The sequence below is a fragment of the Allobosea sp. 10L422 genome (assembly GCF_056395345.1).
Map to the genome: position 1 here is coordinate 412,769 of NZ_JBFTJI010000002.1, position 25,462 is coordinate 438,230.

Annotated in this window: 21 protein-coding genes and 1 pseudogene; 17 read left to right on the forward strand and 5 right to left on the reverse strand. The window is 67.8% G+C overall.

Annotated features, from left to right (window positions below; translation table 11 throughout):
- The first annotated feature begins 2 nt into the window (after nt 1-2).
- From ftsL to murD, 6 genes are read left to right on the forward strand one after another with little or no spacing between them, the layout of a single operon-like run.
- Nucleotides 3-401, forward strand: a complete 399-nt coding sequence (ftsL, locus tag AC1DEZ_RS06305; protein WP_476779067.1) for a cell division protein FtsL — start codon at nt 3-5, stop codon at nt 399-401.
- Nucleotides 402-427: 26 nt separating this feature from the next.
- Entirely contained in the window at nt 428-2,176 is a 1,749-nt protein-coding gene (locus AC1DEZ_RS06310; RefSeq protein ID WP_476779352.1) for a peptidoglycan D,D-transpeptidase FtsI family protein, read from the forward strand.
- Between the two features lie 27 nt (nt 2,177-2,203).
- Nucleotides 2,204-3,658 (forward strand): UDP-N-acetylmuramoyl-L-alanyl-D-glutamate--2,6-diaminopimelate ligase, encoded by a 1,455-nt coding sequence (locus tag AC1DEZ_RS06315; protein WP_476779068.1) that lies wholly within the window; start codon nt 2,204-2,206, stop codon nt 3,656-3,658.
- Entirely contained in the window at nt 3,655-5,079 is a 1,425-nt protein-coding gene (locus AC1DEZ_RS06320; RefSeq protein ID WP_476779069.1) for a UDP-N-acetylmuramoylalanyl-D-glutamyl-2,6-diaminopimelate--D-alanyl-D-alanine ligase, read from the forward strand. The genes AC1DEZ_RS06315 and AC1DEZ_RS06320 overlap by 4 nt, the downstream gene beginning before the upstream one ends.
- A gap of 21 nt (nt 5,080-5,100) precedes the next feature.
- Nucleotides 5,101-6,183: a phospho-N-acetylmuramoyl-pentapeptide-transferase gene (gene mraY / locus AC1DEZ_RS06325; RefSeq protein WP_476779070.1), complete on the forward strand. Its 1,083-nt coding sequence runs from the start codon at nt 5,101-5,103 to the stop codon at nt 6,181-6,183.
- A 10-nt stretch (nt 6,184-6,193) separates the two neighbouring features.
- On the forward strand, nt 6,194-7,648 hold the full coding sequence (murD, locus tag AC1DEZ_RS06330; RefSeq protein ID WP_476779071.1) for a UDP-N-acetylmuramoyl-L-alanine--D-glutamate ligase: 1,455 nt from the start codon (nt 6,194-6,196) through the stop codon (nt 7,646-7,648).
- 9 nt (nt 7,649-7,657) lie between these two features.
- Here the strand turns inward: murD and AC1DEZ_RS06335 are convergent, their stop codons facing one another.
- Genes AC1DEZ_RS06335 through AC1DEZ_RS06345 form a run of 3 tightly spaced genes read right to left on the reverse strand, consistent with a single transcriptional unit; the run spans nt 7,658 to nt 10,929 of the window.
- Entirely contained in the window at nt 7,658-8,287 is a 630-nt protein-coding gene (locus tag AC1DEZ_RS06335) for an Isoquinoline 1-oxidoreductase subunit (RefSeq protein ID WP_476779072.1), read from the reverse strand.
- On the reverse strand, nt 8,287-10,467 hold the full coding sequence (locus AC1DEZ_RS06340; RefSeq protein WP_476779073.1) for a xanthine dehydrogenase family protein molybdopterin-binding subunit: 2,181 nt from the start codon (nt 10,465-10,467) through the stop codon (nt 8,287-8,289). The genes AC1DEZ_RS06335 and AC1DEZ_RS06340 overlap by 1 nt, the downstream gene beginning before the upstream one ends.
- Before the next feature lie 3 nt (nt 10,468-10,470).
- On the reverse strand, nt 10,471-10,929 hold the full coding sequence (locus AC1DEZ_RS06345) for a (2Fe-2S)-binding protein (protein WP_476779074.1): 459 nt from the start codon (nt 10,927-10,929) through the stop codon (nt 10,471-10,473).
- Nucleotides 10,930-11,131: 202 nt separating this feature from the next.
- On the opposite strand from AC1DEZ_RS06345, the gene AC1DEZ_RS06350 reads away from it, so the two are divergent.
- Nucleotides 11,132-11,755 carry a TetR/AcrR family transcriptional regulator gene (locus AC1DEZ_RS06350; protein WP_476779075.1) on the forward strand — a complete coding sequence of 208 codons (624 nt, stop codon included), beginning with the start codon at nt 11,132-11,134 and terminating at the stop codon, nt 11,753-11,755.
- A 7-nt stretch (nt 11,756-11,762) separates the two neighbouring features.
- Here AC1DEZ_RS06350 and AC1DEZ_RS06355 read toward each other — a convergent pair whose 3' ends face one another.
- Entirely contained in the window at nt 11,763-13,013 is a 1,251-nt protein-coding gene (locus AC1DEZ_RS06355) for an MFS transporter (protein ID WP_476779076.1), read from the reverse strand.
- A gap of 95 nt (nt 13,014-13,108) precedes the next feature.
- Here AC1DEZ_RS06355 and AC1DEZ_RS06360 point away from each other — a divergent pair, with 95 nt between their 5' ends.
- The 5 genes and pseudogenes from AC1DEZ_RS06360 to murB all read left to right on the forward strand — a co-directional run bounded on the left by AC1DEZ_RS06360 (nt 13,109) and on the right by murB (nt 18,853).
- Nucleotides 13,109-13,972: a LysR family transcriptional regulator gene (locus AC1DEZ_RS06360; protein WP_476779077.1), complete on the forward strand. Its 864-nt coding sequence runs from the start codon at nt 13,109-13,111 to the stop codon at nt 13,970-13,972.
- Between the two features lie 129 nt (nt 13,973-14,101).
- Entirely contained in the window at nt 14,102-15,235 is a 1,134-nt protein-coding gene (locus AC1DEZ_RS06365) for an FtsW/RodA/SpoVE family cell cycle protein (RefSeq protein WP_441513838.1), read from the forward strand.
- A 3-nt stretch (nt 15,236-15,238) separates the two neighbouring features.
- Complete coding sequence (gene murG / locus AC1DEZ_RS06370) at nt 15,239-16,342, forward strand: undecaprenyldiphospho-muramoylpentapeptide beta-N-acetylglucosaminyltransferase (protein WP_476779078.1); 1,104 nt, start codon at nt 15,239-15,241, stop codon at nt 16,340-16,342.
- A 15-nt stretch (nt 16,343-16,357) separates the two neighbouring features.
- A pseudogene (gene murC, locus AC1DEZ_RS06375) lies at nt 16,358-17,761 on the forward strand (UDP-N-acetylmuramate--L-alanine ligase); the annotation flags it as partial.
- A 165-nt stretch (nt 17,762-17,926) separates the two neighbouring features.
- Nucleotides 17,927-18,853: a UDP-N-acetylmuramate dehydrogenase gene (gene murB / locus AC1DEZ_RS06380; protein WP_476779079.1), complete on the forward strand. Its 927-nt coding sequence runs from the start codon at nt 17,927-17,929 to the stop codon at nt 18,851-18,853.
- On the opposite strand, the gene AC1DEZ_RS06385 is transcribed toward murB, so the two are convergent.
- Nucleotides 18,828-19,715, reverse strand: coding sequence for an EamA family transporter (locus AC1DEZ_RS06385; RefSeq protein WP_476779080.1), 888 nt, complete (start codon nt 19,713-19,715; stop codon nt 18,828-18,830). The two genes, murB and AC1DEZ_RS06385, sit on opposite strands and share 26 nt — an antisense overlap.
- A 118-nt stretch (nt 19,716-19,833) precedes the next feature.
- On the opposite strand from AC1DEZ_RS06385, the gene AC1DEZ_RS06390 reads away from it, so the two are divergent.
- The 5 genes from AC1DEZ_RS06390 to ftsZ all read left to right on the forward strand — a co-directional run bounded on the left by AC1DEZ_RS06390 (nt 19,834) and on the right by ftsZ (nt 25,432).
- A complete protein-coding gene (locus AC1DEZ_RS06390; RefSeq protein ID WP_476779081.1) occupies nt 19,834-20,331 on the forward strand; it encodes a MarR family winged helix-turn-helix transcriptional regulator in 498 nt (165 codons plus the stop codon).
- 92 nt (nt 20,332-20,423) lie between these two features.
- A complete protein-coding gene (locus tag AC1DEZ_RS06395; RefSeq protein WP_476779082.1) occupies nt 20,424-21,338 on the forward strand; it encodes a D-alanine--D-alanine ligase in 915 nt (304 codons plus the stop codon).
- 5 nt (nt 21,339-21,343) lie between these two features.
- Nucleotides 21,344-22,306 (forward strand): cell division protein FtsQ/DivIB, encoded by a 963-nt coding sequence (locus AC1DEZ_RS06400; protein ID WP_476779083.1) that lies wholly within the window; start codon nt 21,344-21,346, stop codon nt 22,304-22,306.
- Nucleotides 22,303-23,634, forward strand: a complete 1,332-nt coding sequence (ftsA, locus tag AC1DEZ_RS06405; RefSeq protein ID WP_476779084.1) for a cell division protein FtsA — start codon at nt 22,303-22,305, stop codon at nt 23,632-23,634. Before AC1DEZ_RS06400 ends, ftsA begins: the two co-directional genes overlap by 4 nt.
- 97 nt (nt 23,635-23,731) lie before the next feature.
- Nucleotides 23,732-25,432 carry a cell division protein FtsZ gene (gene ftsZ / locus AC1DEZ_RS06410; RefSeq protein WP_476779085.1) on the forward strand — a complete coding sequence of 567 codons (1,701 nt, stop codon included), beginning with the start codon at nt 23,732-23,734 and terminating at the stop codon, nt 25,430-25,432.
- The last annotated feature ends 30 nt before the right edge of the window (nt 25,433-25,462 follow it).

The window sequence follows — 25,462 nt, forward strand, 5'->3', positions numbered from 1 at the left end:
GCGTGATCAAGCTCCTGCATGTCATCGCCATCGGTGCACTGGTCTCCTCGGCGGTCTATGCCTATTCGATCAAATACGAGACGACGCTGGCGGCCGAACACCTCCAGAAGCTCAAGAGCAAGACCCAGCGCGAGCGCGACGCCATCCAGGTGCTCAAGGCGGAATGGCAGTTCCTGAACAGGCCCGACCGGGTCCAGGCGCTGGCCGAGCGGCATCTCGACCTGCAGCCCTTCGTCGTGACGCAGGTCGTCAAGCCTTCCGACATCCCCAATCGCGGGCCGAAGGTCGATACCATCGGCCGCAAGCTCGAGGATCTCGGCCTGGGCCTCCCCACCGAAACCCCGAGGAGCGCCAGGACGGGCGGCACGACGAGCGCCACGACGCCGGGGGCGATGCCATGACCGAGCCGAAGCAGAACGAGGCGCCGATGGAGCAACAGCACGAGGCCGCCGAGGGTGCGGTCAAGCGCGGGCGCCTGGCCTGGTTGCGCGACGTTTTCCGCATGAGCGGGGAGAAGAGCCAGCCGCGCGTCGGCCTCGTCATCCTCGGTTTCTCCGCGCTGTTCATCGCCATCACCGGCCGGCTCGTCATGCTGGCGACGCTGCCGAACGAGCAGGTGGGCCTGCGCCGCGCCACCTCGAACGCCATCTCCGCCGCGCGGCCGGACATCACCGACCGCAACGGCGAGGTGATGGCCACCGACATCCGCACGGTTTCGGTCTTCGCCGAACCGCGCAAGATCCTCGACAAGGACGAGGCGACCGAACTGCTGACGGCCGTGCTGCCGGATCTCGACGCCAAGGATCTGCGCGACAAGCTCGGCACCAAGAAGGGCTTCGTCTGGGTCAAGCGCGAGATCACGCCGCGCCAGCAGGCCGAGGTGCACCGGCTCGGCATCCCCGGCGTCGGCTTCGTGCCGGAGAACAAGCGCGTCTATCCCAACGGTACGGCGGCGGCGCACGTGCTGGGCTTCGCGAGTGTCGACAATGTCGGCATCGCCGGTATCGAGAAATACATCGACTCGCAGGGGCTGCAGGACCTCAACGGTGCCGGCCTCGCGACCGAGGCGAATGATCTCAAGCCGGTTCAACTCTCGATCGACCTGCGCGTCCAGCACCTGCTGCGCGACGAGCTTTTCAAAGGCATGGAGCGCTTCAAGGCCATCGCGGCGGCCGGCGCGATCATGGACGTGAACACCGGCGAGGTGATCGCGCTGGCGTCGCTGCCGGATTTCGACCCGAACAACCCGGTCGACGCGCTGGAGAAGGACCGGATCAACCGGATGAATGTCGGCGTCTACGAGATGGGCTCGACCTTCAAGGCGCTGACCATCGCGATGGCTCTCGACTCCGGCAAGGTCAACATCAATTCGAGCTTTTCGACCGCCGGCGGCATGATGCGGTTCGGCCGCCAGGTCATCAAGGAATACCATGGCACCGGCCGCAATCTGACGGTGCCGGAGGTCTTCCTGCACTCGTCCAACATGGGCTCGATCAAGATGGCGCTGGCCGTCGGCGTCGAGGGCCACAAGGCCTTTCTCAAGAAGATGATGCAGCTCGACCGGATGACGACGGAGCTGCCGGAAAGCGCCGCCCCGATCGTTCCGCAGCGCTGGGGCGAGATCAATACAGCGACCATCGCCTTCGGCCACGGCCTCGCGGTGGCGCCGCTGCAGGCGCTCGCCGCCGTCGCGGCGCTGGTCAATGGCGGCTATCTGATGAAGCCGACCTTCCTGAAGCGCTCCGAGGAGGATGCGCGCAAGGTGGCGACGCGCGTGATCAAGCCGGAGACCTCGGAGGCGATGCGCTTCATCATGAGGCTCAACGGCGAAAAGGGCTCGGCACGCAAGGCCGATATCCCCGGCTATTTCGTCGGGGGTAAGACCGGGACGGCCGAAAAGGTGGTCAACGGCCGCTATGCCAAGAACAAGAACTTCACGACCTTCACGGCGATCGCCCCCTCCGACAAGCCGAAATATCTCTTCCTCGCGATCTATGACGAGCCGAAGGGATATGCCGAGAGCGGCGGCTATTCGACCGCCGCGTGGAATGCGGGCGTGACGACCGGCAAGGTGATCGAGCGTGCGGCGCCGATCCTCGGCCTGTCCCCGCGCTTCGAACCGCCGCCATCGCCCTTCCCGCTGATGGCCAAGCTCGGGGCCTGGGGTTCGCGCTGAACTCAGCCTATAACGGTGACCATGACGATGACCGGATACAGCCTCGGAGACCTCTTCCCCGAGACTTTCGACGCCGACGCCGCCAGCCAGCAGGTGCATGGCGTCGCCTTCGACAGCCGCAAGGTCACGGGGGACGACGTCTTCGTCGCGCTCGCCGGCGCGAAGGCGGATGGCGCACGCTTCATCATGGATGCGGTGGGGCACGGCGCGGTCGCCGTGATTTCCGGCGGCCCGCGCCCGGCCGACCTGCCGGCGGGCGTCGCCTTCGCTGAGGTCGACGATCCGCGGCTCGCACTGGCGCTGGCCGCTGCGAAGATCCATCCGCGCCAGCCTGAGACCATCGTCGCCGTGACAGGGACGAGCGGCAAATCCTCCGTCGCGGATTTCACCCGGCAGATCTTCCAGGCGCTTGGTCATGAGGCCGCGAGCGTCGGCACGATTGGTGTCGTGACGGCCAAAGGGGCCGATTACGGCTCGCTGACCACGCCCGATCCGCTCTCGCTGCATGCCTCGCTTGATATGCTGGCGGGCGAGGGCGTCACGCATCTCGCGATGGAAGCTTCCTCGCACGGGCTCGACCAGCGTCGTCTCGACGGCGTACGGCTGAAGGCCGGCGCCTTCCTCAATCTCGGGCGGGACCATCTCGATTATCATCCCAGCCTCGAGGACTACCTCGCCGCGAAGCTCCGGCTCTGGATGTTGTTGCCGGAGGGCGCGCCCGTTGTGATCAATCGCGACGAGCCCTTTGCGGAAGAGGCGGCGCAGGCTGCAGCCATCGCCGGGCATCCGATCATCGGCATCGGCCGCAAGGGCGAGACGCTCACGCTGCTGGCCAATGAGCGCGACGGCTTCTCGCAGCGCCTGACGGTCGGCTTCGACGGGCAGCAGTTCTCGGTCGCCCTGCCTCTGGTCGGCGATTTCATGGCGGGCAATGCGTTGGTCGCCGCCGGGCTCGCGATCGCGACCGGTGAGGACAAGGCTGCGGCGCTGCGGGCGATTTCCGGGCTCACGGGCGTAGCCGGGCGGTTGGAGCGCGTTGGAGAGGCCAACGGCGGGCTTGTCGTCGTCGACTACGCCCATAAGCCCGATGCGCTCGCGGCCGTGCTGACGACGCTGCGCCCCTATGCGACCGGGCGGCTGATCTGCGTCTTCGGCTGCGGCGGCGACCGCGACAAGGGCAAGCGCCCGCTGATGGGGGCGATTGCGGCCGAGAAGGCCGACATCGCCATCGTCACCGACGACAATCCGCGCAGCGAGGACCCGGCGACGATCCGGGCCGAGGTCATGGCCGCCTCGCCGAAGCTGTTGGAGATCGGCGACCGCGAGGAGGCGATCAGAAGCGCGGTGTGCATGCTGATGCCTGGGGATTTGCTGGTCGTCGCCGGAAAAGGCCATGAAACCGGCCAGATCATAGGCGACCGCACATTGCCCTTCTCGGATCACGACGTCGTCCGGAAAGCGCTATCGGAGATTGCAGGATGAGCGCCCCGCTCTGGACCGGAGATAAGCTGATCGCGGCGCTGGGCGCGCGTGCCGAGGGAGCGGTCCCGCCGGCCGTGACGGGCGCTTCGATCGACACCCGCACGCTCGAGCCAGGCGATGTCTTCTTCGCCATCAAGGGCGAGGCGCGGGATGGGCATGACTTCGTCAAGGCCGCGCTGCAGAAGGGCGCCGCGCTGGCCGTGATCGACGAGGCGCATGCGGCGGAATTCACGGGCGCGGGCGCGCTCGCCGTGGTGCCCGACGTGCTCAGGGCGATGGAGCAGGCCGGTACGGCGCGGCGCGCCGAGCTGAAGGCGAAGGTCATCGCTGTCACCGGCTCGGTCGGCAAGACCGGCACCAAGGAGGCGCTGCGCCTCGTGCTGTCGCGGCAAGGCAGGACGCATGCGCCGATCGCCTCCTACAACAACCATTGGGGCGTGCCGCTCACATTGTGTCGCACTCCCAGCGACGTGGCATATGCGGTCTACGAGATCGGGATGAACAGCCCCGGCGAGATCGTGCCGCTGGCGCGGATGGTGCGCCCGCAGGTTGCGATCATCACCACGATCCAGCCGGTGCATCTCGCCGCTTTCGCCTCGGTGGAAGGGATCGCGGAAGAGAAAGCCGGTGTCTTCTGGGAGCTGGAGAAGGGCGGCACGGCGATCGTCAACGCCGACATCCCGCAATCCGAATTGCTGCGCGACATCGCCAAGTCCGGCCCGGCCGGGCGGATCATCACTTTCGGCGAAAGCCCCGATGCCGATGTGAAGCTCGTCTCCTGCGCGCTGAAGCCGGACATGTCGACGGTCGAGGCCCGTGTCTTCGGCGAGCCTGTTACCTACCGCCTCGGCAGCCCGGGCAAGCATATCGTGCTGAACTCGCTCGGGGTGCTCGCGGTCGTCCATGCACTGGGTGCCGACCTTGCTCTTGCGGCGCTGGCGCTCGGCGACCTGAAGCCCCCGGCCGGGCGAGGGGCGCGGCAGATCCTGCATGCGCCGGGCGGCGCGCTCACGCTGCTCGACGAGAGCTACAACGGCAACCCCGCCTCGATGCGCGCTGCGATCGAAAATCTCGGCCGCCTGCCGGTCGAGGGCAGGGGCCGCCGCATCGCCGTGCTCGGCGACATGCTGGAGCTCGGATCGACCGGCGCGGAGCTGCACAAGGGCCTGTCCGAACCGCTCGTCGCCAACAGGATCGACAAGGTCTTTGCCTGCGGGCCGCTGATGAAGGGGCTCTATGAAAGCTTGCCTTCGCCCATGCGGGGGGCTTATGCCCCCGGGGCGGGCGAACTGGAGCCGCTCGTGCTCGATGCGATCCGCGCCGGCGATGTCATCACGGTCAAGGGGTCGCTCGGCTCGCGCATGGGGCCGATCGTCAAGGCGATCCTCGCGCGCTTTCCTGCCGTGCCTGCCGAAGACTGACCCTTAAGAGAACGCCCAAGCATGCTCGTCTGGCTCGCCGAACTCTCCGGCACCTTCCCGATCCTGAACGTCTTTCGCTACATCACCTTCCGCGCAGGCGGGGCGACGGCGACGGCCCTGCTCTTCGTCTTTTTCTTCGGCCCGGCTGCGATCTCCTGGCTCAGGATCAAGCAAGGCAAGGGCCAGCCGATCCGCACCGACGGGCCGGAGACGCATCTCGCCAAGCGCGGCACGCCGACCATGGGCGGGCTGATGATCATGTCCGGCCTGTTCGCTGCSGTGCTGCTCTGGGGCAATCTGCGCAAYYCCTATGTMTGGATYGTGCTYGSCGTRACCGCCGCCTATGGCGCCATCGGCTTCTATGACGACTATCTCAAGGTCACSAAGCAGTCGCATAAGGGCTTTTCGGGCAAGGCGCGCATCTCGATCGAGGTCGTGGTCGCGCTGATCGCCTGTTATGCCATCATGCAGACGCAGCCCGCGGCGATCGGCTCGGGTTTCGCGATGCCCTTCCTCAAGGAAGCGATCATCCCGCTCGGCATCCTGTTCCCGCTGGTCACGGCCTTCGTCGTGGTCGGCGCCGGCAATTCGGTGAACCTGACCGACGGGCTCGACGGCCTCGCCATCGTGCCGGTGATGATCGCGGCCGGCACCTTCGGCTTCATCTCCTATCTCGTCGGCAACGCGATCTTCGCCAACTACCTGCAGATCCATCACATCCCCGGCGCAGGCGAGCTCGCCGTCGTCTGCGGCGCGGTGATCGGCGCCGGCCTCGGTTTCCTCTGGTTCAACGCGCCGCCGGCCCAGATCTTCATGGGCGACACCGGTTCGCTCGGCCTGGGCGGCCTGCTCGGCACCATCGCGGTCGCGACCAAGCATGAGATCGTGCTCGCCATCGTCGGCGGTCTCTTCGTCGTCGAGGCGCTCTCGGTGATCATTCAGGTCGCCGTGTTCAAGCGCACTGGCAAGCGCGTCTTCCTGATGGCGCCGATCCACCACCATTTCGAGAAGCTGGGCTGGACGGAGCCGCAGGTGGTGATTCGCTTCTGGATCATCTCCGTGGTGCTGGCGCTGGTCGGCCTCTCCACGCTCAAGCTGCGCTGAGAGCGTGAGCATGACGCCCGTCACGGTCTTCGCCGGGCGCAAGGTCGCCCTCTTCGGCCTCGGCGGCTCCGGCCTCGCCACGGCGCGTGCGCTGAAGGCGGGCGGTGCCGACGTCGCCGCCTGGGACGACAATCAGGGCAGCCGCGACAAGGCGGCGGCGGAAGGCATCGCCGTCATCGATCTGGCAAGTGCCGACTGGTCGGGCTTCGCCGCCTTCGTGCTCTCGCCGGGTGTGCCGCTGACGCATCCCGAGCCGCACTGGACGGTCGGCAAGGCCAAGGCCGCGGGCGTCGCGATCATCGGCGATGTCGAGCTGTTCTTCCGCGAGCGGGCGAAGATCGCGCCGGGTTCGCCGGTCGTCTGCATCACCGGCACCAATGGCAAGTCGACCACGACCGCGCTGATCGCCCATGTACTGAAGGAAGCCGGCCGCCATGTGCAGATGGGCGGGAATATCGGTACGGCCGTGCTGGCGCTCGAGCCGCCGGCTGCGAACCGCATCCACGTCATCGAATGCTCGAGCTACCAGATCGACCTCGCGCCGACGCTGGCGCCGACCGTCGGCATCCAGATGAACCTGACGCCTGATCATCTCGACCGGCACGGCTCGCTGGAGAACTATGCGGCGATCAAGGAACGGCTGGTCGCCGCCGCCGATATCGCCGTGGTCGGCGTGGATGACGAGGCCTCGAAGCAGATGGCGCGCCGGCGCGCCGCCGGGGGGCGGCCGCTCGTGAAGATCAGCGGCGAGCAGCCGCTCGACGAGGGCGTCTTCGCCGGGGTCACCGCCAATCAGGGCCGGCTCGATACTCGGATCGTCGAGGTCAAGGATGGCAAGCCGCGAGTCGTCGCCAATCTCGCCGGTATCGGCTCGTTGCGCGGCTCGCACAACGCGCAGAACGCGGCTGCGGCCTTCGCCGCCTGCTCCGCGCTGGGCCTTTCGGCAGAAGAAGTCGCTGCTGGCTTCAAGACCTATCCCGGACTGGCGCATCGCATGGAAGAACTCGGCCGCATCGGCCGCGTCGTCTTCATCAACGATTCCAAGGCGACCAATGCCGACTCGACCGAGAAGGCGCTGACCTCCTTCCACGACATCTTCTGGATCCTCGGCGGCAAGGCCAAGGAGGGCGGCATCGAATCCCTGCGCCGCTACTTCCCCAACATCGCCAGGGCCTATCTGATCGGCGCGGCGAGCGACCTCTTTGCCGCGACCTTCGACGATGACGGGCGCGTCGCCTATGAGCGCAGCGTCACGCTCGACAAGGCCGTTGCGGATGCCACCCGCGACGCGTTGGCGAAGCCGGGCGAGGGCGAGATCGCGGTGCTGCTCTCGCCGGCCTGCGCCTCCTTCGACCAGTTCCCGAATTTCGAGGTGCGCGGCGACGCGTTCCGCAAGCTGGTCGCGGAGCTGCCTGGCCTGGTGCCCTTCGGGGCGGCAGGAAATCCGGCCAGCCCGAAGGGCTGATCCAACAATTCACGACGCCGGGCAGGCGGCGCCGCTATCGGCCCAGGCCTGCATCAGCGCGCCGAACTCGGCCGCCGTGCCGGGTGCGGGCGTGCGCCCCTTGCCGGGATTCCAGCCCCAAAGCACGAGGCTGTCGGTGGTGACATGCTTGATCAGCGCTGCGGTGTCGCGGCTGCCGTTGCGGCTCTGGTCCTTCAACTGCTCGCAGATCTGACCGAGCGTCTTGCCTTCCCAGGCCATCGAGGCCGGGGCGAGGGCCCAATGTCCGTCGCCCGGAACCCCGGCCGGGTCGAAGTTCTCCTTGCCATGGCAGGTCGCGCAATGGAGGCCGGTCGCGCCGTGGCCATCCTTGCCGCGTACGACCACCGGCTCGTGCAGCTTGCGTGCATCGCCCTGTCGGGGCCGCTCCGTCGCCGGATGGCAGTTCATGCAGCGCGGATGCGTGAGCACCTTGCCCATCTCGTTGAAGAGCGCGACCGAGCGGTCGCGCTGGTTGGCGATGGCGGAGAAGCTCGAAGCAGGTCGCAAGCTGGCGCCGCCCGGCTGGGCCTGCCCGGCGTTCTGCGCCCGCGTCATGGCGCTGCCAGTGAGGCAGACGGCAACGGCCGCCGCCGCGGCGAGGATCAGGTTCCTGCTCATCAGACGGAACCTCCCTGCATCGGCAGCTGGCGGGGCCGGCCGTGGCCGAGCGCGGCGAGCGCGTTCGCGACGGCAGGACCGATCGGCGGCACGCCGGGCTCGCCGACGCCGGTCGGCTTCTCGGTGGAGGCGATGATCCTGACCTCGACGTCCGGCATCTCGTTGATGCGCAACGAACGATATTCGTGGAAATTGGTCTGGACCGGACGGCCGCCGTCGAGGGTGATCTGGCCATAGAGGGCGTGGCCGAGGCCGAAGCCGATGCCGCCCTCCATCTGGGCGCGGATGATGTCGGGATTGACGGCAACGCCGCAATCAACGGCGCACCAGACCTTGTGGACCTTCGGCTCGCCCTCCGGCCCGATCGAGACTTCGGCGATCTGGGCGACGTAGGAGCTGAAGCTCTCGACCACCGCGACGCCGCGGGCGCGGCCATCGACCGGCGCGGAGCCCTTCCAGCCCGCCATCTCGCCGACGGCCTTGAGCACCGCGGCGGCGCGCGGGTGCCTGTCGCCCATCATGGCGAGCCGGCCCTGCAGCGGGTCCTGCCCTGCGGCCTGCAACAGCTCGTCGACGAAGCACTCGACGGCATAGCCGGTATGGGTGTGGCCGACGGAGCGCCACCATAGGGTGGGCACGCCGACCTTGGGGTTGTGCACCTCGCAGCGGAAATCGGGCGCCTCGTAGAAGATCTCGTTGGCGCCCTCGACCGAGGTCGCGTCGATGCCGTTCTTGACCACGAAGGACTCGAAGGGCGTTCCGAGGAAGAAGGATTGGCCGACCAGCGTGTTCGACCAGGCGGTGATCTTGCCGTCCTTCACCGCGCCCCTGAGGCGATGCACGAAGAGCGGCCGGTAATAGCCGCCGGTGAGGTCGTCCTCGCGGGTCCAGATCACCTTGACCGGACGGTTCGGGCCGATCGCCTTGGCGGCCATGGCGAGTTCGGCGGCGAGGTGCTGGCTGACCTGCGCGCGCCGGCCGAAGCTGCCGCCGGCGAGCATGGTTTCGAGGTTCACCTTCTCCGGCGGCAGGCCGAGGATGGTGGCAATGGTCTGGTGCTCGGTGGTCTGGAACTGACTGCCGAAGCGGGCATGCGCCTTCTCGCCATCCCATTCCAGATAGCCGTCGAGCGGCTCCATCGGCGCATGCGCGAGATAGGGGAAGACGAACTCGGCCTCGACGACGCGATCGGCCTTGGCGAGCGCGGCCTCGGCGTCGCCATGGCTGCCGGCGACAGTGCCGGGCTGCCGGGCGAGGCGGCGGTATTCGGCGATCAATTCGGCGCTGCCGCGCTTCTCCGCCTCGCTATCGTCCCAGGTGACCTTGAGGGCTTCGCGTCCCTTCACTGCCGGCCATGTCCCGTTGGCATAGACAGCGACGCCGGAGCCGATCTGCTTGACGTCGACGACGCCCTTGACCTTGAGCGCCTGCGAGGCGTCGAAGCTAGCGACCTTGCCGCCGAAGCGCGGCGAGCGAGCGACCACCACCGTCAGCATGTTCGGCGTGTGGATGTCGATGGTGAACTGCGCCTTGCCGCGCGTCTTATCGGCGGTGTCGAGCCGCTTCACCGCGCCTTCCTTGCCGATCAGCCGGTAGGCCGAGGCGGCCTTCAGCGGCGGGTTCTCGGGCACGGGCAACTTGGCGGCGGCCTCGGCGAATTCGCCGAAGCGGCCCTGCTTGCCCGAGGCGTGGCTGATCACGCCGCCCTCGACCTTGATCTCGGAGACCGGAACCTTCCAGGCGGTGGCGGCGGCTTGCACGAGCATAGTACGCGCCGCGGCGCCGGCCTTGCGCATCTGCTCCCAGCTATTGGCGATCGCGGTCGAGCCGCCGGTGCCTTGAACGCCCAGCGCGAGATTGGCGTAGAGCTTGACGTCAGCCGGCGCGTGCTCGGCGCGCATCTGGCTCCAGGCGGCGTCCATCTCCTCGGCGGCGAGGGTGGCGAGGCCAGTGAACGGCCCCTGGCCGAACTCGATATGCTTGACGATCACCGTGACGGTGTCGTCCGGCGCGACGCGGATGAAGGCGTTGGGGGCAAAGGCTGCGTTGCCGCCGGGCCTGAAGCCGGCGGCGGCGCCGGACTGGGCGCGGGCATTGCGCGGCAGGTTGAAGCCGATGACGAGGGCGCCCGCGCCTGCCAGCAAGGCGCGGCGGGAGAGCTTGGGATCATGCGTGGTCATGGCTCAGATCTCCAGCGCGCGGGCCGCGTCATGAATCGCGGCGCGGATGCGGACGTAGGTGGCGCAGCGGCAGATATTGCCGTTCATCGCGAGGTCGATGTCACGGTCGGTAGGCTTGCGGTTTTCCTTGAGCAGGGCGATCGCGCTCATGACCTGGCCGGACTGGCAATAGCCGCATTGCGGCACGTCGCGGGCGATCCAGGCGGCCTGGACGGCATCCGCCTCCTTGCCGGTGAGGCCCTCGATAGTGGTGATCTCGCTGGTGCCGACCGCGGAGACCGGCGTCACGCAGGAGCGCAGCGGCTGGCCATCGATATAGACTGTGCAGGCGCCGCATTGGGCGACGCCGCAGCCGAACTTGGTGCCGGTGAGGCCGATATTGTCGCGGATCGCCCAGAGCAGGGGCGTGTCGTCGTCGACGTCGACGCTATGCGTCGTCCCGTTGACCTTGAGAGAGACCATGGCTGCCTCCGAATGCTGGCATGACGCAGCGCGGCACCATGGTGCGGATCGAGGGCTCGCCCTCGAAGGCCCGATCTGACATATCAGATGGCGGGCGATGCATCCGTAGCCCTGGGTCGCGCGACTGGACTAATTAGACGATTTGAGTCTAATTAGGATGGTCGCGCGCAGTTTGGATTTTGTCAAGACTACTGACGCTGCAATGCCGGACAGAAGCGAAAGTTCCAGCTCCATCCCTGTCGATGACGCGAATGCGCGCGTCGACCAGATTGCCGATGCGGCGCTGCGGCTGTTCGCCCGCTACGGCTACAAGCGCAGCTCGATGGACGACATCGCCAGGGAGGCCGGGCTCGCCAAGGCGACGCTCTACCTGCACTTCAAGGGCAAGGACGATGTCTTCCGGGCCATGCTGGACCTGCTCGGACGCCGCGTCGAGGCACGTTGCCGTGAGGTTGTCGCGACGAAGGGTGCGTTTGCGCAACGGCTTGCGGCCCTGCTTCAGGCTCATCACGGGCAGGCCTATGCCAGCTTCGGCACGGGCGAACATCTCGTCGAGCTGAAGGCGGTGATGAACACCATCGCCACGCGCGAGCTGCAGGCCTTCGAGCAGATCTTCGCCCGATGTGCGCGCCTGCTGCTCCAGGAAGCGGAAGCCCAAGGCGAGATCGTGATGTCCAGCGCCTCCGTCTCCGTCGATGATTGGATTGCCGGGATCATGTTCGCCGCAGCCGGTGCGAAGACAGGGACGCCGCCCAGCTGCGAGATCTATGCGCAACGGCTTGCCGGTATCGCCCGCATCTTCGCGGCGGCGGTGGGCAAGGGGTGAGGGCGGTCTATTTGTCCGCCCGGTTGCCATGCGCCGCGAGCGGAATGGCGGTGACGACGACGGGGGCGATCAGCAGCGCCCAGGCCCAGGAGTAGCCGAACTGGTCGACGACCAGGCCGAAGAGCCAGGGGCCGGCAGCCATCACGATGAGGCAGAGCGTCGAGGCGAAGCTGACGGTCGAGGCGATGGAATTCGGCGGCGCCATTTCCGCGATCTGGAGCAGGTAGAGCGGGAACCAGCCGATGCCGAACAGGCCGAAGCTGACGAGTATCGTCGCCGCCAGCCATGCCGGCGTGCCCAGCGGCAGGAGGGCGAAGACGGCGGCGGTCCCGGCCCCGATCAGGGCGATGGCTGCGAAGGAGCGCGGGCGGTGTCCGGGCCAGAGCCGGTCGCTCAGCCAGGGCAGTCCGACGCGGCCGGGAATGCCGGCCAACTGCGCGAGCGCGAACAAGCCGGCGGCGCCGACCATGCCGAAGCCGAGCGAGCCCGCCATGTAACCGATGGCGTGGGCGGTGAAGGTGAACTGGAAGGCCGACATCGCGATGCCCAACCGCAGGACGGGCCAGAATTGCGGGTTCTTTCCGACGGTGCGGACCAGGGCGCCGAGCCGCAATGGCTCCTCGCGCTTTGCTCCCGGCGCGGCCTGCCCACCCTCACGATAGAACAGCAGGAACAGCAGGCTGCCGAGGACGGAAACGCCCGCGCTGAACCAGGCGGCGGCAGACAGGCCGGCCCGCGCGGCAATGAGGGGCAGGAGCGCCGCCGCGATCATCGTGCCGAGCGGGACGGCGGCCTGCCGGAAGCCGGTCGCCAGGGCGCGATGGCGCGGCGGGAACCAGCGCATGATGGCGCGGGTGCCGCCCGGCTGCACGGCCGCATAGGTGCCGCCGAGAAAGACCATGCTGATCAGAAGACCGGTCAGCTCCGTCGCGAAGGAAGCAGCGGCCATCGCGGCCGCCATGCCCAACATGGCGAGGCTCACGACGATGCGCTCGCCATAGCGGTCTATGGCGCGGCCGATCGCGTAGATCGTCGCGATCTGCGTGCCATTCATCAGCGTGACCGCCAGGGAAGCCGAGGCGAGCGAGACGCCGAAGGCATCGCGCCAGAAGGGGCCGAGGATGTAGACGCCCTGCGAGACCACGGAGCCGGCGGTCTGCGTCCCCACGGCGACCGTGAGGACGGTCCAGATGGAGATGCTGGTCTGTGCCGGCTCTCCGCTTGGCGCGGGCGGGGCGGTGAGGGCGGTTCTGGTCATCGGCTCTTGATCCCGGGAGGTGAGCCCACGACCAGACGTCAATTTTCATCTCATCGGAATTGTTGTGATCTGGATATCAATGATATCGTTCTGTTATGGATATCCGCCGCCCACTCGACCCCGAGGCCGTCGAGACCTTCGTGCTCGCCGCCGATCTGCGCTCCTTCACCAAGGCCGCTGCCGCGCTGAATACGACGCAGGCTGCGGTCTCGCTGCGGCTGAAGCGGCTGGAGGCGCAGATCGGCCAGCGCCTGCTTGAACGCACGCCGCGCCGCATCGGCCTGACTCCCGCGGGCGAACGTTTCCTCGGACCGGCGCGGGATGTCCTCGCCGCCCATCGGCGCGCCACAGAGGCGTTGATGCAGGAGAGCGTCTCGTTGAGCCTCGGCGTCACGCATCATCTCGTCGGCCCCGAGCTGACGCGGGCGATCCAAGTCGCCGGCCAGCAGGGCGGCGGCGTGACGCTGTCGCTGCGGACGGGGCTCTCCCGTGGGCTGCTTGAGATGTTCGATGCCGGCGAGCTCGATGCGGTCATCGTCCTGCGCCATGACGCCAGCCGGCGCGACGGGGAAACCCTGGCCGAGTCGCGGTTCGGCTGGTTCGCTGCGCCGACATTCTCGCCGTTCCAAGGCGAGCCGCTGCCGCTCGCGGTGCAGCGGCAGCCGTGCAATCTCCGGGCGATGGCGGTCGAGGCGCTTGCCGTCGCGGGCCTGCCCTGGCGGGAGGCATTCGTCGGGGAGGGGGCGGCTTCGGTGGCCGCGGCTGCGAGCGCCGGCCTCGGTCTCGCGCCGCTCGCGCATTGCGCCGTTCCCGCAGGGCTGGTCGATGTCGGCGCGCGCTTCAAGCTGCCGCCGTTGCCGACACGGCCGATCATCCTGCACTCGGCTGTGAGCCGGCCGCGGGCCGCTGCGCTGCTCAACGGCATGGCGGCGGCGTTCCGTTCCGCGGTTGTGCGATGATGTGGATGGCGGCGCCCCGAAACTGCTGATCCGACGCATCGGAATCAAACGTTAACCATTCATTGACAGAGTGATTCGTCACGCAGGCGCGGCCAGAGTCGCGCAGAATTTATCGATGGGATGCCCGTCATGGTCTCGCGCGCGGAACCTTCTCTCAGCGGCCGCTGGTGGTGGTCAATCGATCGCCTGATCCTCACCGCGCTTGTCGCCCTGATGGTCTCGGGCGTCGTGCTGCTGATGGCCGGCGGACCGCCGGTGGCCGAGCGGCTCGGCCTCTCGACCTTTCATTTCGTCAACCGTCAGGCCGCCTATCTCGCCGTCGCGATGGTGATTTTCCTCGGCGTCTCGCTGATGACGCCCAGGCAGGTGCGGCGCGCGGCGCTGATCATCTACGTGGTCTCGCTCGCCATGGTCGTGGCGACGCTCTATTTCGGCGTCGAGGTGAAGGGCGCCAAGCGCTGGCTGACGCTCGGGCCGTTGGGCTCTGTGCAGCCGTCCGAGTTCCTGAAGCCCGCCTTCGTCGTGATGGCTGCCTGGGCCTTCGCCGAAGGCACGCGCCGGCCGGACCTGCCGGGCACGATCCTGGCGCTGCTGCTGCTGCCGGTCACGATCGTGCCGCTGGTGCTGCAACCCGACTTCGGTCAGACCATGCTGGTCAGCCTGGTCTGGGCGGGGCTGTTCTTCGTCGCCGGACTGCACTGGTTCTGGGTGATCGGGCTCGGCGGCGTCGGCGCCGTCGGTATCCTCGTCGCCTACGAACTGGTGCCGCATGTGCGCGCCCGCATCGAGCGCTTCATGGACAAGGGTTCGGGCGATACTTTCCAGGTCGATACGGCGCTGGAGAGCTTCGCGCAGGGCGGCTGGCTCGGGAAGGGGCCGGGCGAGGGCACGGTGAAGCGCATCCTGCCCGACGCGCATACCGACTTCATCTTCGCGGTCACCGCCGAAGAGTTCGGCGTGGTCGTCTGCATGCTGCTGGTCATGCTCTTCGCGGTGATCGTGCTGCGCTCGCTGTTCGTGGCGCAGAAGGCGGAGGATCCGTTCATCCGCCTGGCCGTGACTGGGCTCGCGCTGCTCTTCGGCATCCAGGCGGCGATCAACATGATGGTCAATCTGCACATGATGCCGGCCAAGGGCATGACGCTGCCCTTCATCTCATATGGCGGCTCGTCGCTGCTTTCGCTGGCAGTCGGTACCGGCTTCCTGCTGGCGCTGACGCGGCGGCGACCGCGCTCGGTCGATTTCGGCTCCTACGGGCGCTGAAGCATGGCCACGGGCAAGCTCATCATGCTGGCGGCCGGCGGGACCGGCGGCCATCTCTTTCCGGCCGAGGCGCTGAGCCACGCGCTGCACGCCAAGGGCCTGCGCGTCGTGCTGATGACCGATACGCGCGCCGCCGAATATGCCGGCAATTTTCCGGCCGAAGCGGTCCATGCCGTGCCGGCGGCGACGCCCTCCGGCCGCTCGCCCCTGCAGAAGGCAATGGCGCTGTTCCACATCGTCAAGGGCACCTTTGCGGCACGGCGGATCATCAAGCAGGTCCGGCCCGATGTCGTCGTCGGTTTCGGCGGCTATCCGACCGTCCCTCCGGTGCTCGGTGCCTCCCTTGCAGGCGTGCGCACGCTGATCCACGAGCAGAACGCTGTGATCGGCCGCGCCAACCGCTTCCTCGCCGGACGCGCCGACGTCATCGCCACGGGTTTCGCCAAGGTCGGCGGATTGACCCCGGTGCAGCAGGCGAAATGCCGCCATGTCGGCAACCCCGTCCGCCCCGCCGTGATCGAGGTCGCCGGCCGCGAGTATGACTGGCCGGGCGAGGGCAAGATCAGGCTCCTCGTCTTCGGCGGCAGCCAGGGCGCCCGCATCATGGCCGACATCGTGCCGGCTGCGATCCAGCTCCTCAGCGACGCCGAGCGGGCGCGGCTGACCATCGTCCAGCAGGCGCGTGCCGAGGACGAGGAACGGGTGCGCGGCATCTATGACAAGCTTGGCGTAAAGGCGACGATCGCGCCCTTCTTCAAGGATTTGCCCGCGCAGATGGCCGCGTCGCAACTGGTCATCGCCCGTTCCGGCGCTTCCACCGTCGCCGAGCTGTCGGTGATCGGTCGGCCCGCCATTCTGGTGCCGCTGCCGGGCTCGCTCGATCAGGACCAGGCGGCCAACGCCGCCTTCCTCGAAGAGGCGGGTGGAGCGATCCGTATTCTCCAGCCGGAACTCACGCCGCGGCGCCTCGCCAGCGAGTTGTCGCAGCTCATCGCGCGGCCCGCGCACTTGACGAGCATGGCCGCAAACGCGAAGAGCGCGGGTATCCCCGACGCTGCCGACCGCCTGGCCGATCTCGTGATCGCCACGGCCCATTCTTCGAACTGACAGGATTCGCCCACCATGAAGCTGCCGCCGAAGCTCGGCTCCATCCATTTCGTCGGCATTGGCGGCATCGGCATGTCCGGCATCGCCGAAGTCCTGCACAATCTCGGCTACAAGGTGCAGGGCTCGGATGCGTCTGATGGTGCCAACGTCAAGCGCCTTGCCGAGAAGGGCATCACCACCTTCGTCGGCCACAAGGCCGAGAATCTCGGTGAGGCCGAGGTCGTCGTGATCTCGACCGCGATCAAGGGCGACAATCCCGAATTGCTGGCCGCCCGCGAGAAGCGCCTGCCGGTGGTGCGCCGCGCCGARATGCTGGCCGARCTGATGCGGCTSAARWCCTGCGTCGCSATCGCCGGCACSCATGGCAAGACGACGACGACCTCGCTGGTCGCGACGCTGCTGGAGAAGGGCGAGCTCGACCCGACCGTCATCAATGGCGGCATCATCAACGCCTACGGCACCAATGCCCGCATGGGCGAGAGCGACTGGATGGTGGTCGAGGCCGACGAGTCGGACGGCACCTTCCTGAAGCTGCCGGCGGACGTCGCGGTCGTCACCAATATCGATCCCGAGCATCTCGACCATTTCGGCACCTTCGACGCGATCAAGGCGGCGTTCCGCTCCTTCGTCGAGAACCTGCCCTTCTACGGCTTCGCGGTGATGTGCATCGACCATCCGACGGTGCAGGGCCTCGTCGGCCAGATCACCGACCGGCGCGTCATCACCTATGGCGAAAACCCGCAGGCCGATTTCCGCCTGCTCGACATCGACCTCTCGGGCGGGCAGGCGCGCTTCACCCTGCTGGTCCGCGACCGCAAGAACGGACGCGACGAGGTGATCCGCGATCTCGTCATGCCGATGCCGGGCCACCACAACGCGCTGAACGCCACCGCCGCGATCGCCGTCGCCTACGACCTCGGCATTCCCGTCGAGCGCATCCGCGAGGCGCTCGCCGGCTTCGGCGGCGTGAAGCGCCGCTTCACCAAGACCGGCGAGTGGAACGGCGCGCTGATCTTCGACGATTACGGCCATCACCCGGTCGAGATCGCCGCCGTGCTCAAGGCKGCSCGCGCCTCGACCARGRGCAAGGTCRTCGCCGTGGTGCAGCCGCATCGCTAYACSCGGCTTKCCAGCCTSTTCGACGATTTYGCSGCCTGCTTCAACGACGCGGACACGGTGATCGTCGCCGATACCTATGCGGCCGGCGAGGCACCCATCCCCGGCGCGGACCGCGATTCGCTCGTCGCCGGCATCAAGGCGCGCGGCCATCGCCATGCGATGGCGCTGGAGGGGCCGGAGAAGCTTGCCGGCATGGTGGCGGAGTTGGCGGGCCCAGGCGATTACGTCGTCTGCCTCGGCGCCGGTAACATCACGCAATGGGCCTATGCGCTGCCGGGAGAGCTCGAGGCGCTTAGCGGTAACTTCGCCCCGCATTCTCCGCCGTCATTCTCGGGCGAAGCGACGCGCAGACCCGAGAATCTCGAATAGAAGAGTGAGGGAGCCTACTTCCGCGAGAGATGCTCGGGTCAAGCCCGAGCATGACGACCTGTTCCGTCCCGGAACATCATGCTCTAAAGCGACACCATGGCTTTCGAAGACCTCTCCTCCGACATCCGCGCCTCGGCCCCCGATCTGCGGGGCCGGCTTCTCGCCAATCAGGACCTCGCGGGGCTGACATGGTTCCGCGTCGGCGGCGCCGCGCAGATCCTGTTCACGCCGGCCGATGACGAGGACCTCGCCTATCTGCTCTCGAAGTTGCCGGAAGACGTTCCAGTCACCGTGGTCGGCCTGGGCTCGAACCTGATCGTGCGCGATGGCGGCATTCCCGGCGTCGTGGTCAGGCTCGGCGGCAAGGGCTTCGGCGAGATCAAGCTGGAGGGCGGTGACCGGCTGCGGGCGGGAACGGCGGTGCCGGACGTCAAGGTGGCGCGTGCGGCGGCCGATGCCTCGCTCGACGGGCTCGCCTTCTATCGCGGTATTCCCGGCTCGATCGGCGGGGCGCTGCGCATGAATGCCGGTGCTCATGGCGGCGAGACCACCGATGTGCTGGTCGAGGCGCGCGGCGTCACCCGCAAGGGCGAGATCGTCACCTTGTCCCACGCCGAGATGGGCTTCACCTATCGCAACAGCGCGGCATCGACCCGCGACATCATCTTCACTTCCGCCCTGTTCCAGGGCCGGCCGGGCGATCAGGCGGTGATCCAGGCCGAGATGGACCGGGTGACGCAGGCGCGCGAGGCGGCCCAGCCGATCAAGGAGCGCACGGGCGGCTCGACCTTCAAGAATCCGGATGGCGGCAAGGCCTGGAAGCTGATCGATGCCGCGGGCTGCCGCGGTTTGCGCGTCGGCGGGGCCCAGGTCTCGGAGATGCACTGCAACTTCCTGATCAACACCGGCGGCGCCACGGCCGCCGATGTCGAGGGGCTCGGCGAGGAGGTTCGCCGCCGGGTCAAGGAGAATTCCGGCTTCGAGCTCCAGTGGGAGATCAAGCGGCTCGGGGTTGCGGCGTAGCAGCCGCCGCCGAGGCGCGGCGGCGGGAGAGGATCATCCCGACGATCGTCGAGCTGAGAACGATGGCGATGCCCAGGACCTGAAGCGGGCTCAACCATTCACCCAGCAGCACGGCTCCCAGAATCGTCGCCATAGTCGGGCTGAGCAATCCGAGGAAGGCAACGCCCGCGCCCAGTGTGGTGATGCCCCTGATCCAGAGCCAATAGGTCAGCGCGGTGCCGACCAATACGAGATAGGTCATTCCGAGCCCATTCAAGGCGCTCGGGACCGGCGGCGGACCTTCGACGATGAGGGCGACCGGCAGCAGGATCAGCCCGCCGAGCGTGAGCTGCCAGGCCGCGATCGCCAGCGGCGAACCCATCTTGCCCCAGCGCTCGATCAGAACGGTTCCGGTCGCCATCGAGGCGGCGCTGGCGAGCCCGGCGATGATGCCGATGGCATCGGGTTTCGCATGCGGGTCCAGCACCAGCAACGCGACGCCGACGAGGCCGGCGAGCGCGGCGATGATCTGCCCGCGGCCCGGGCGCCGGCCGAGCAGCGGCCAAGCCAGCAGGCCGACGATCAGAGGCTGGGTCGAGCCGACCGTGGCGGCGAGGCCACCGGGCAGGCGTGCGGCGCTGACGAAGAGCAGAGCGAAGAACACGCCGATATTGGCGAGGCCGAGGGCCGCCAGCGGCAAGAGCTTGTCCCGCGGCGGCAGGCCCGGGCCGAGCGCCATCAGCAGGAGGCCGGCGGGCAGCGCCCTCAACGCGCCGACGAGCAGCGGGTGATCCACCGGCAGCGTCTGGGTGAAGATGATGTAGGTGGTGCCCCAGATGCAGGGCACGAGAATCGTGGTCAGCAGGACCTTGTTCAGCGGCATGGCGGCCTCCTACTGCGCCTCGTCCTTGGCTCGCCAAGGCGCGGGTGCTAGTCTAATTTGACGTAATATAATTCGATATCGAATTATATTACGTCAAATTACTTGGCAAGGAGCAGGAATGAGTCAGGAGCGAGCCGGCGTTCAGGGCGGGCCGATGGATTCGATCTTGGCGCAGTGGCGGCGGGAGCGACCCGACCTCGACACGAGCGTCATGGCGGTATGCGGCGATCTCTGGCGGGCGGCCGACCGGGTCCGCGAGGGCGTCGCCGCCAATGTCGCAGCGGATCATCTCGATCTCGCCGGCTTCGACGTCCTGCTGACCCTGCGGCGGCAAGGCAAGGGGCAGGCGCTTTCGCCATCCGAACTCGCGCAGGACATGATGATCTCGACTTCGGCGATGACGAACCGGCTCGACCGGCTGCAGAAGCGCGGGTTGATCGAGCGGCAGGCCGATCCGGAGGATCGCAGGGCGTTGCGCATCGTGCTGACCGCGACGGGCTTCGCGCTGGCGGACCGAATCGTCGTTTCACATGTCGCGGCCGAGGAGCGGCTGGTGAGTGCACTCTCTTCGGGCGAGCGTGCACAGTTGCGACAGTTGCTCGCCAAAATCGGTTGATTTCGAACCCGTTAACGACCCCGAGCTGATGGTTAACGCGCTGTTAACCATCTCCGGCTGAGGTATGGCCATCGCGTCGAACGAGGGCCGGCATGAGCAAACACGTTGCAGTGCTGATGGGGGGATGGTCCGTTGAACGGGAGGTCAGCCTCAACAGCGGTGCGGCCTGCGCGCGGGCCCTGGAAGGGCAAGGCTTCCGCGTCACCCGCATCGACGTGCAGCGCGACATCGCCGAGGTGCTGGCGAAGCTGAAGCCGGACGTCGCCTTCAATGCCCTGCATGGGCGCTTCGGCGAGGACGGCACCATCCAGGGCGTTCTGGAGATCCTGCGCATTCCCTATACCCATTCGGGCGTGCTCGCTTCGGCGCTCGCGATCCGCAAGGACCGGGCGAAGACGGTGGTGAAGGCGGCGGGCGTTCCCGTCGCCCACGGCGTCAACGTCTCGCGCTTTGTGGCGGCGAAAGCCCACGTCCTGCCGCCGCCCTATGTGCTCAAGCCGATCGACGAAGGCTCTTCGGTCGGGGTCGTGATCGTGAAGAAGGGCAGGGAGCATCCGCCGCAGGAAATCGCCCGGCCGGACTGGCCCTGCGGCGAGATGATGCTGGCTGAAACCTTCATCGCCGGACGGGAGCTGACCTGCGCCGTGATGGGCGAGCGGGCGCTCGGCGTGACCGAGATCAAGGCCGCGACCGGCGACTTCTACGACTACGATGCGAAGTACGCGAAAGGCGGCTCGATCCACATCTGTCCGGCTCAAATTTTACCGAAAATTTACCAGCAGATCGAAGAGTGTGCGTTAACGGCGCATCAAGCAATCGGATGCCGGGGCGTCAGCCGATCTGACTTCCGCTACGACGACGAGACCGACACGCTCGTCTGGCTGGAGGTCAACACGCAGCCCGGGATGACCGAAACCAGCCTGGTGCCCGAACTGGCTGCCCATGCGGGTCTGAATTTCGGTGAGCTCGTCAAATGGATGGTGGCAGACGCCTCCCTCGATCGGTGAAAGCGATGACGGCGAAACCCGTTTCCGCAACGCGACGTAGCCCGGCACCGGTGCCGGCTGCGCGCCTGCCGGTCCGGCATGCCGGGCCGCAGCTGCTCGTCGGCGAGCGGCAGGGCCGCTGGATGCGTCGCTCGCGCCGCAGTGCCATCGCCGTGCCGCTGTCGCAGCGCCTGCCGAGCAGCCTCGGCACCTGGCTCGCGCTGGGATTCCTGACGCTCAGCCTCGGCGCCGGCTTCGTCATGGGTGGCCACTGGCAGAACCTCCAGGACAATTACGGCGAGCCGCGCCACATGCTGGCCCGCGTGCTCGGCTTCGGCATCGACCGCGTGACCATCTCCGGCTTGTCGGGTCTCTCGGAGCAGGAGGTGCTGGTCGCCGCGGGCATCGATTCGAAGACCTCGCTGGTGTTCTTCGACGCCGACGAAGCCCGCAAGCAGCTCGAGGCGACGCCGCTGATTCGCGAGGCGGCGGTGCGCAAGCTCTATCCGGGCGAAGTCTCGATCGCGCTGACCGAGCGCGATCCCTATGCGCTGTGGCAGGTCAAGGGGGAGCTTTTCGTGATCGCGGCCGACGGCACGGTGATCGACAAGATGGATGACGGCCGCTTCGCCTATCTGCCGCTGGTCGTCGGCAAGGACGCCAACAACCGCGCCGGCGAATATCTGGCGCTGCGCAACCAGGCGGGTCCCTTCGCCCAGCATATCCGCGCCGCGACCCTGATCTCCGGGCGCCGCTGGAACCTCAAGCTCGACAACGGGATGGATGTGCGCCTGCCGGAAACCAAGCCGGAAGCGGCTCTGCAGCGCCTCGTCTCGCTGGAAAGCGACTTCCGTGTTCTCGAGAAGGACGTGCTCGCCATCGATCTGCGCCAGCCGGACCGGGTGGTGATGCGCCTCTCCGAGGAAGCCGCTGCGGCCCGCGCCGACCAGCTGAAGAGCAAGACCAAGAAGAAGGGAGGCGAAGCATGAACCACGTCACCTCCCAGGGTTTGACCCCCCGCATGCGTCCGCTGTCGTCGCGCAAGAGCGCGACCTTGTCGATTCTCGACATCGGCACGAGCAAGGTCGTCTGCCTGATCGCCGAATTGAACCCGGCCGAGGCGAATGAGCGGCTGCGCGGGCGCACCCATGTCGCCCGCATCATCGGCATCGGGCATCAGCGTTCACTCGGCCTCAAGGGCGGCGCGATCATCGATCTCGAAARCGCCGAGCGCGCGATCCGSGCSGCGGTCGAYGCGGCCGAGCGCATGGCCAAAGTCGAGGTGCAGTCGGTCATCGTCAACCTGACCGGCGGGCGCATCGGCTCGCAGCATTATGCCGCGAGCGTCGATCTGCGCTCGGGGTCGGTCGGCGACAGCGACGTCAAGCGCGTGCTCGCCACCGCCGCGACCCATGCGATCCGCCCCGGCAAGGCCGTTCTCCATGCGCTGCCGACGGGCTATGCGCTCGACGGCGTGCCGGGCGTGCTCGATCCGCGCGGGCTGATCGGCGGCAAGCTCTCGGTCGACATGCATGTCGTCGCCAGCGAAGCGGCGGCGGCGCGCAACGTCATGCTGGCGGTCGAGCGCTGCCATCTCGAGGTCGAGGCCGTGGTGGCGACGCCCTACGCCTCCGGCCTCTCGGTTCTGGTCGACGACGAGGCCGAGATGGGCGTGGTCGTGGTCGATCTCGGCGGCGGCACCACCAGCCTCGGCGTCTTCTCCGGCGGACATCTCGTCCATGCCGACGCGATCGCGGTCGGCGGCAACCACATCACCATGGACGTGGCGCGCGGCCTCTCCACCCGTGTCTCGGCGGCCGAGCGGCTGAAGACGCTGCACGGCTCCTGCATCTCCAGCGCTTCCGACGAGCGCGACATGATCGCGGTGCCGCAGGTCGACGACGACGAGCGCGACATGCCGAACCACCTCGCCAAGTCGCATCTCGTGCGGATCATCAAGCCGCGCGTCGAAGAGATCCTCGAACTGGTGCGCGACCGGCTGACCAATGCCGGCTTCTCGGCCCAGGCCGGGCGGCGCGTCGTGCTGACCGGCGGCGCCTGCCAACTCACCGGCTTGCCGGAAGTGGCCCGCCGCATCCTCGGGGGGCAGGTCCGTACCGGCCGCCCGCTTGGGATCAAAGGGTTGCCGGAAGCGGGCAAGGGCCCGGCCTTCTCGGCGGCGGTCGGCCTGCTGGTCTACCCGCAGGTCGCCCATGTCGAGCATTTCGAGCCGCGTACTGCCGGCGCGCGCTATTTCGCGACCGGGACGGATGGCTACTTCTCGCGTGTCGGGCGGTGGCTGAAGGACAGTTTCTAGTGAGTTCGGCTCGTTCGAAGGGGCGGGCCACGGCGTCAAACGTAGCAATCGGGACGGCTCCCGCCAGGCGCCGGACACAGGATCAAAAGAGGCAACCATGGCGATGAATCTGCAAGCCCCGGACATCCGGGAACTGAAGCCCCGGATCACGGTCTTCGGCGTCGGCGGAGCCGGCGGCAACGCCGTGAACAACATGATCGAGGCCGGCCTCGACGGGGTCGATTTCGTCTGCGCCAACACCGATGCCCAGGCTCTGGCGCTCTCGCGCGCGCCGCGCATCATCCAGATGGGCCTGCAGGTCACGGAAGGCCTCGGCGCCGGCTCGCAGCCGGAAGTCGGSCGCGCGGCGGCCGAGGAGGTAATCGACGAGATCCGTGATCACCTKGCGGGCGCACACATGGTCTTCATCACCGCCGGCATGGGCGGCGGCACCGGCACCGGCGCCGCTCCGGCCATCGCCCGCGTCGCCCGCGACATGGGCATCCTGACCGTCGGCGTCGTCACCAAGCCGTTCCAGTTCGAAGGCCAGCGCCGCATGCGCATGGCCGAGGCGGGCATCGGCGAGCTGAACGAGGCGGTCGATACCCTGATCGTCATCCCGAACCAGAACCTGTTCCGCGTCGCCAACGAGACCACCGGCTTCGCCGACGCCTTCGGCATGGCCGACCAGGTGCTCTATTCCGGCGTCGCCTGCATCACCGACCTGATGGTCCGCCCCGGCCTGATCAACCTCGACTTCGCCGACGTTCGCGCCGTGATGCGCGGCATGGGCAAGGCGATGATGGGCACCGGCGAATCGCAGGGCGAGAAGCGCGCGCTGACCGCCGCCCAGGCCGCGATCAACAACCCGCTGCTCGACGACGTCTCGATGAAGGGCGCGCGCGGCCTGCTGATTTCGATCACCGGCGGCCGCGACATGAAGCTCTACGAGGTCGACGAGGCCGCCACCCGCATCCGCGAGGAGGTCGATTCCGAGGCAAACATCATCGTCGGCGCCACCTTCGACGAATCGCTCGAGGGCACGGTCCGCGTCTCGGTGGTCGCGACCGGCATCGACAAGCCGATCTCGCAGCATGGCGAGGTCGACGAGACCGAAGCCCGCATCGCCCAGGTCGCCGAACGCCTGAAGCAGGAAGCGCGCCTGCGCAGCAACCCCACCGCTGCTCCGCGCCCCGTCGCCCAGATGGCTCCGGCATCGATCCCGGCGATCGACACAACCCGCATCGCCCCGGCCATGGAGCAGGCGCCGCCCGCCCCGATCGCGCAGGGCGTTCATATCGAGCCCGTCCAGCCCCGTCCGGTGATGGTCGCCCCGGCTCCGGAGCCGGTCCGGCATGCCGAGCCGAGCCTGCATCTCGACGACAGCTTCATCCCGCCGATGCCGGAGCGCGCCGTCCGCCCGACCCGCATGCCTCGCGTCGAGGATTTGCCGGTTCCCGGCCAGGCTCAGCTCAACGCCCAGCGCGGCGCCCAGCCGGCCCCGCTGCCGCCGAATGCCATCGAGCAGAAGCGGATGTCGCTGATGCAGCGGCTGGCCTCGGTCGGCTTCGGCCGTAAAGACGAGGAATATGCTGAGCCGGCGGCTCCGGCACCGGTGCGTCAGGCGCCGCAGGCCCCGATGCCGCAGGCGGCCGCGCCGAGCGCTGCCCATGCCGAGTATATGCGCCGCCCGGCTCCGCAGCCGGCCTCGCGGCCGGCCCAGGGCCAGCTCGACCCGCATGGCCGAGTCGCGCCGACTCGCAACAGCGAGGAAGACCACCTGGAGATTCCCGCATTCCTGCGTCGCCAGGCGAACTGAGCTCCAGCCGTTCTTGACGGTTCTGCAACA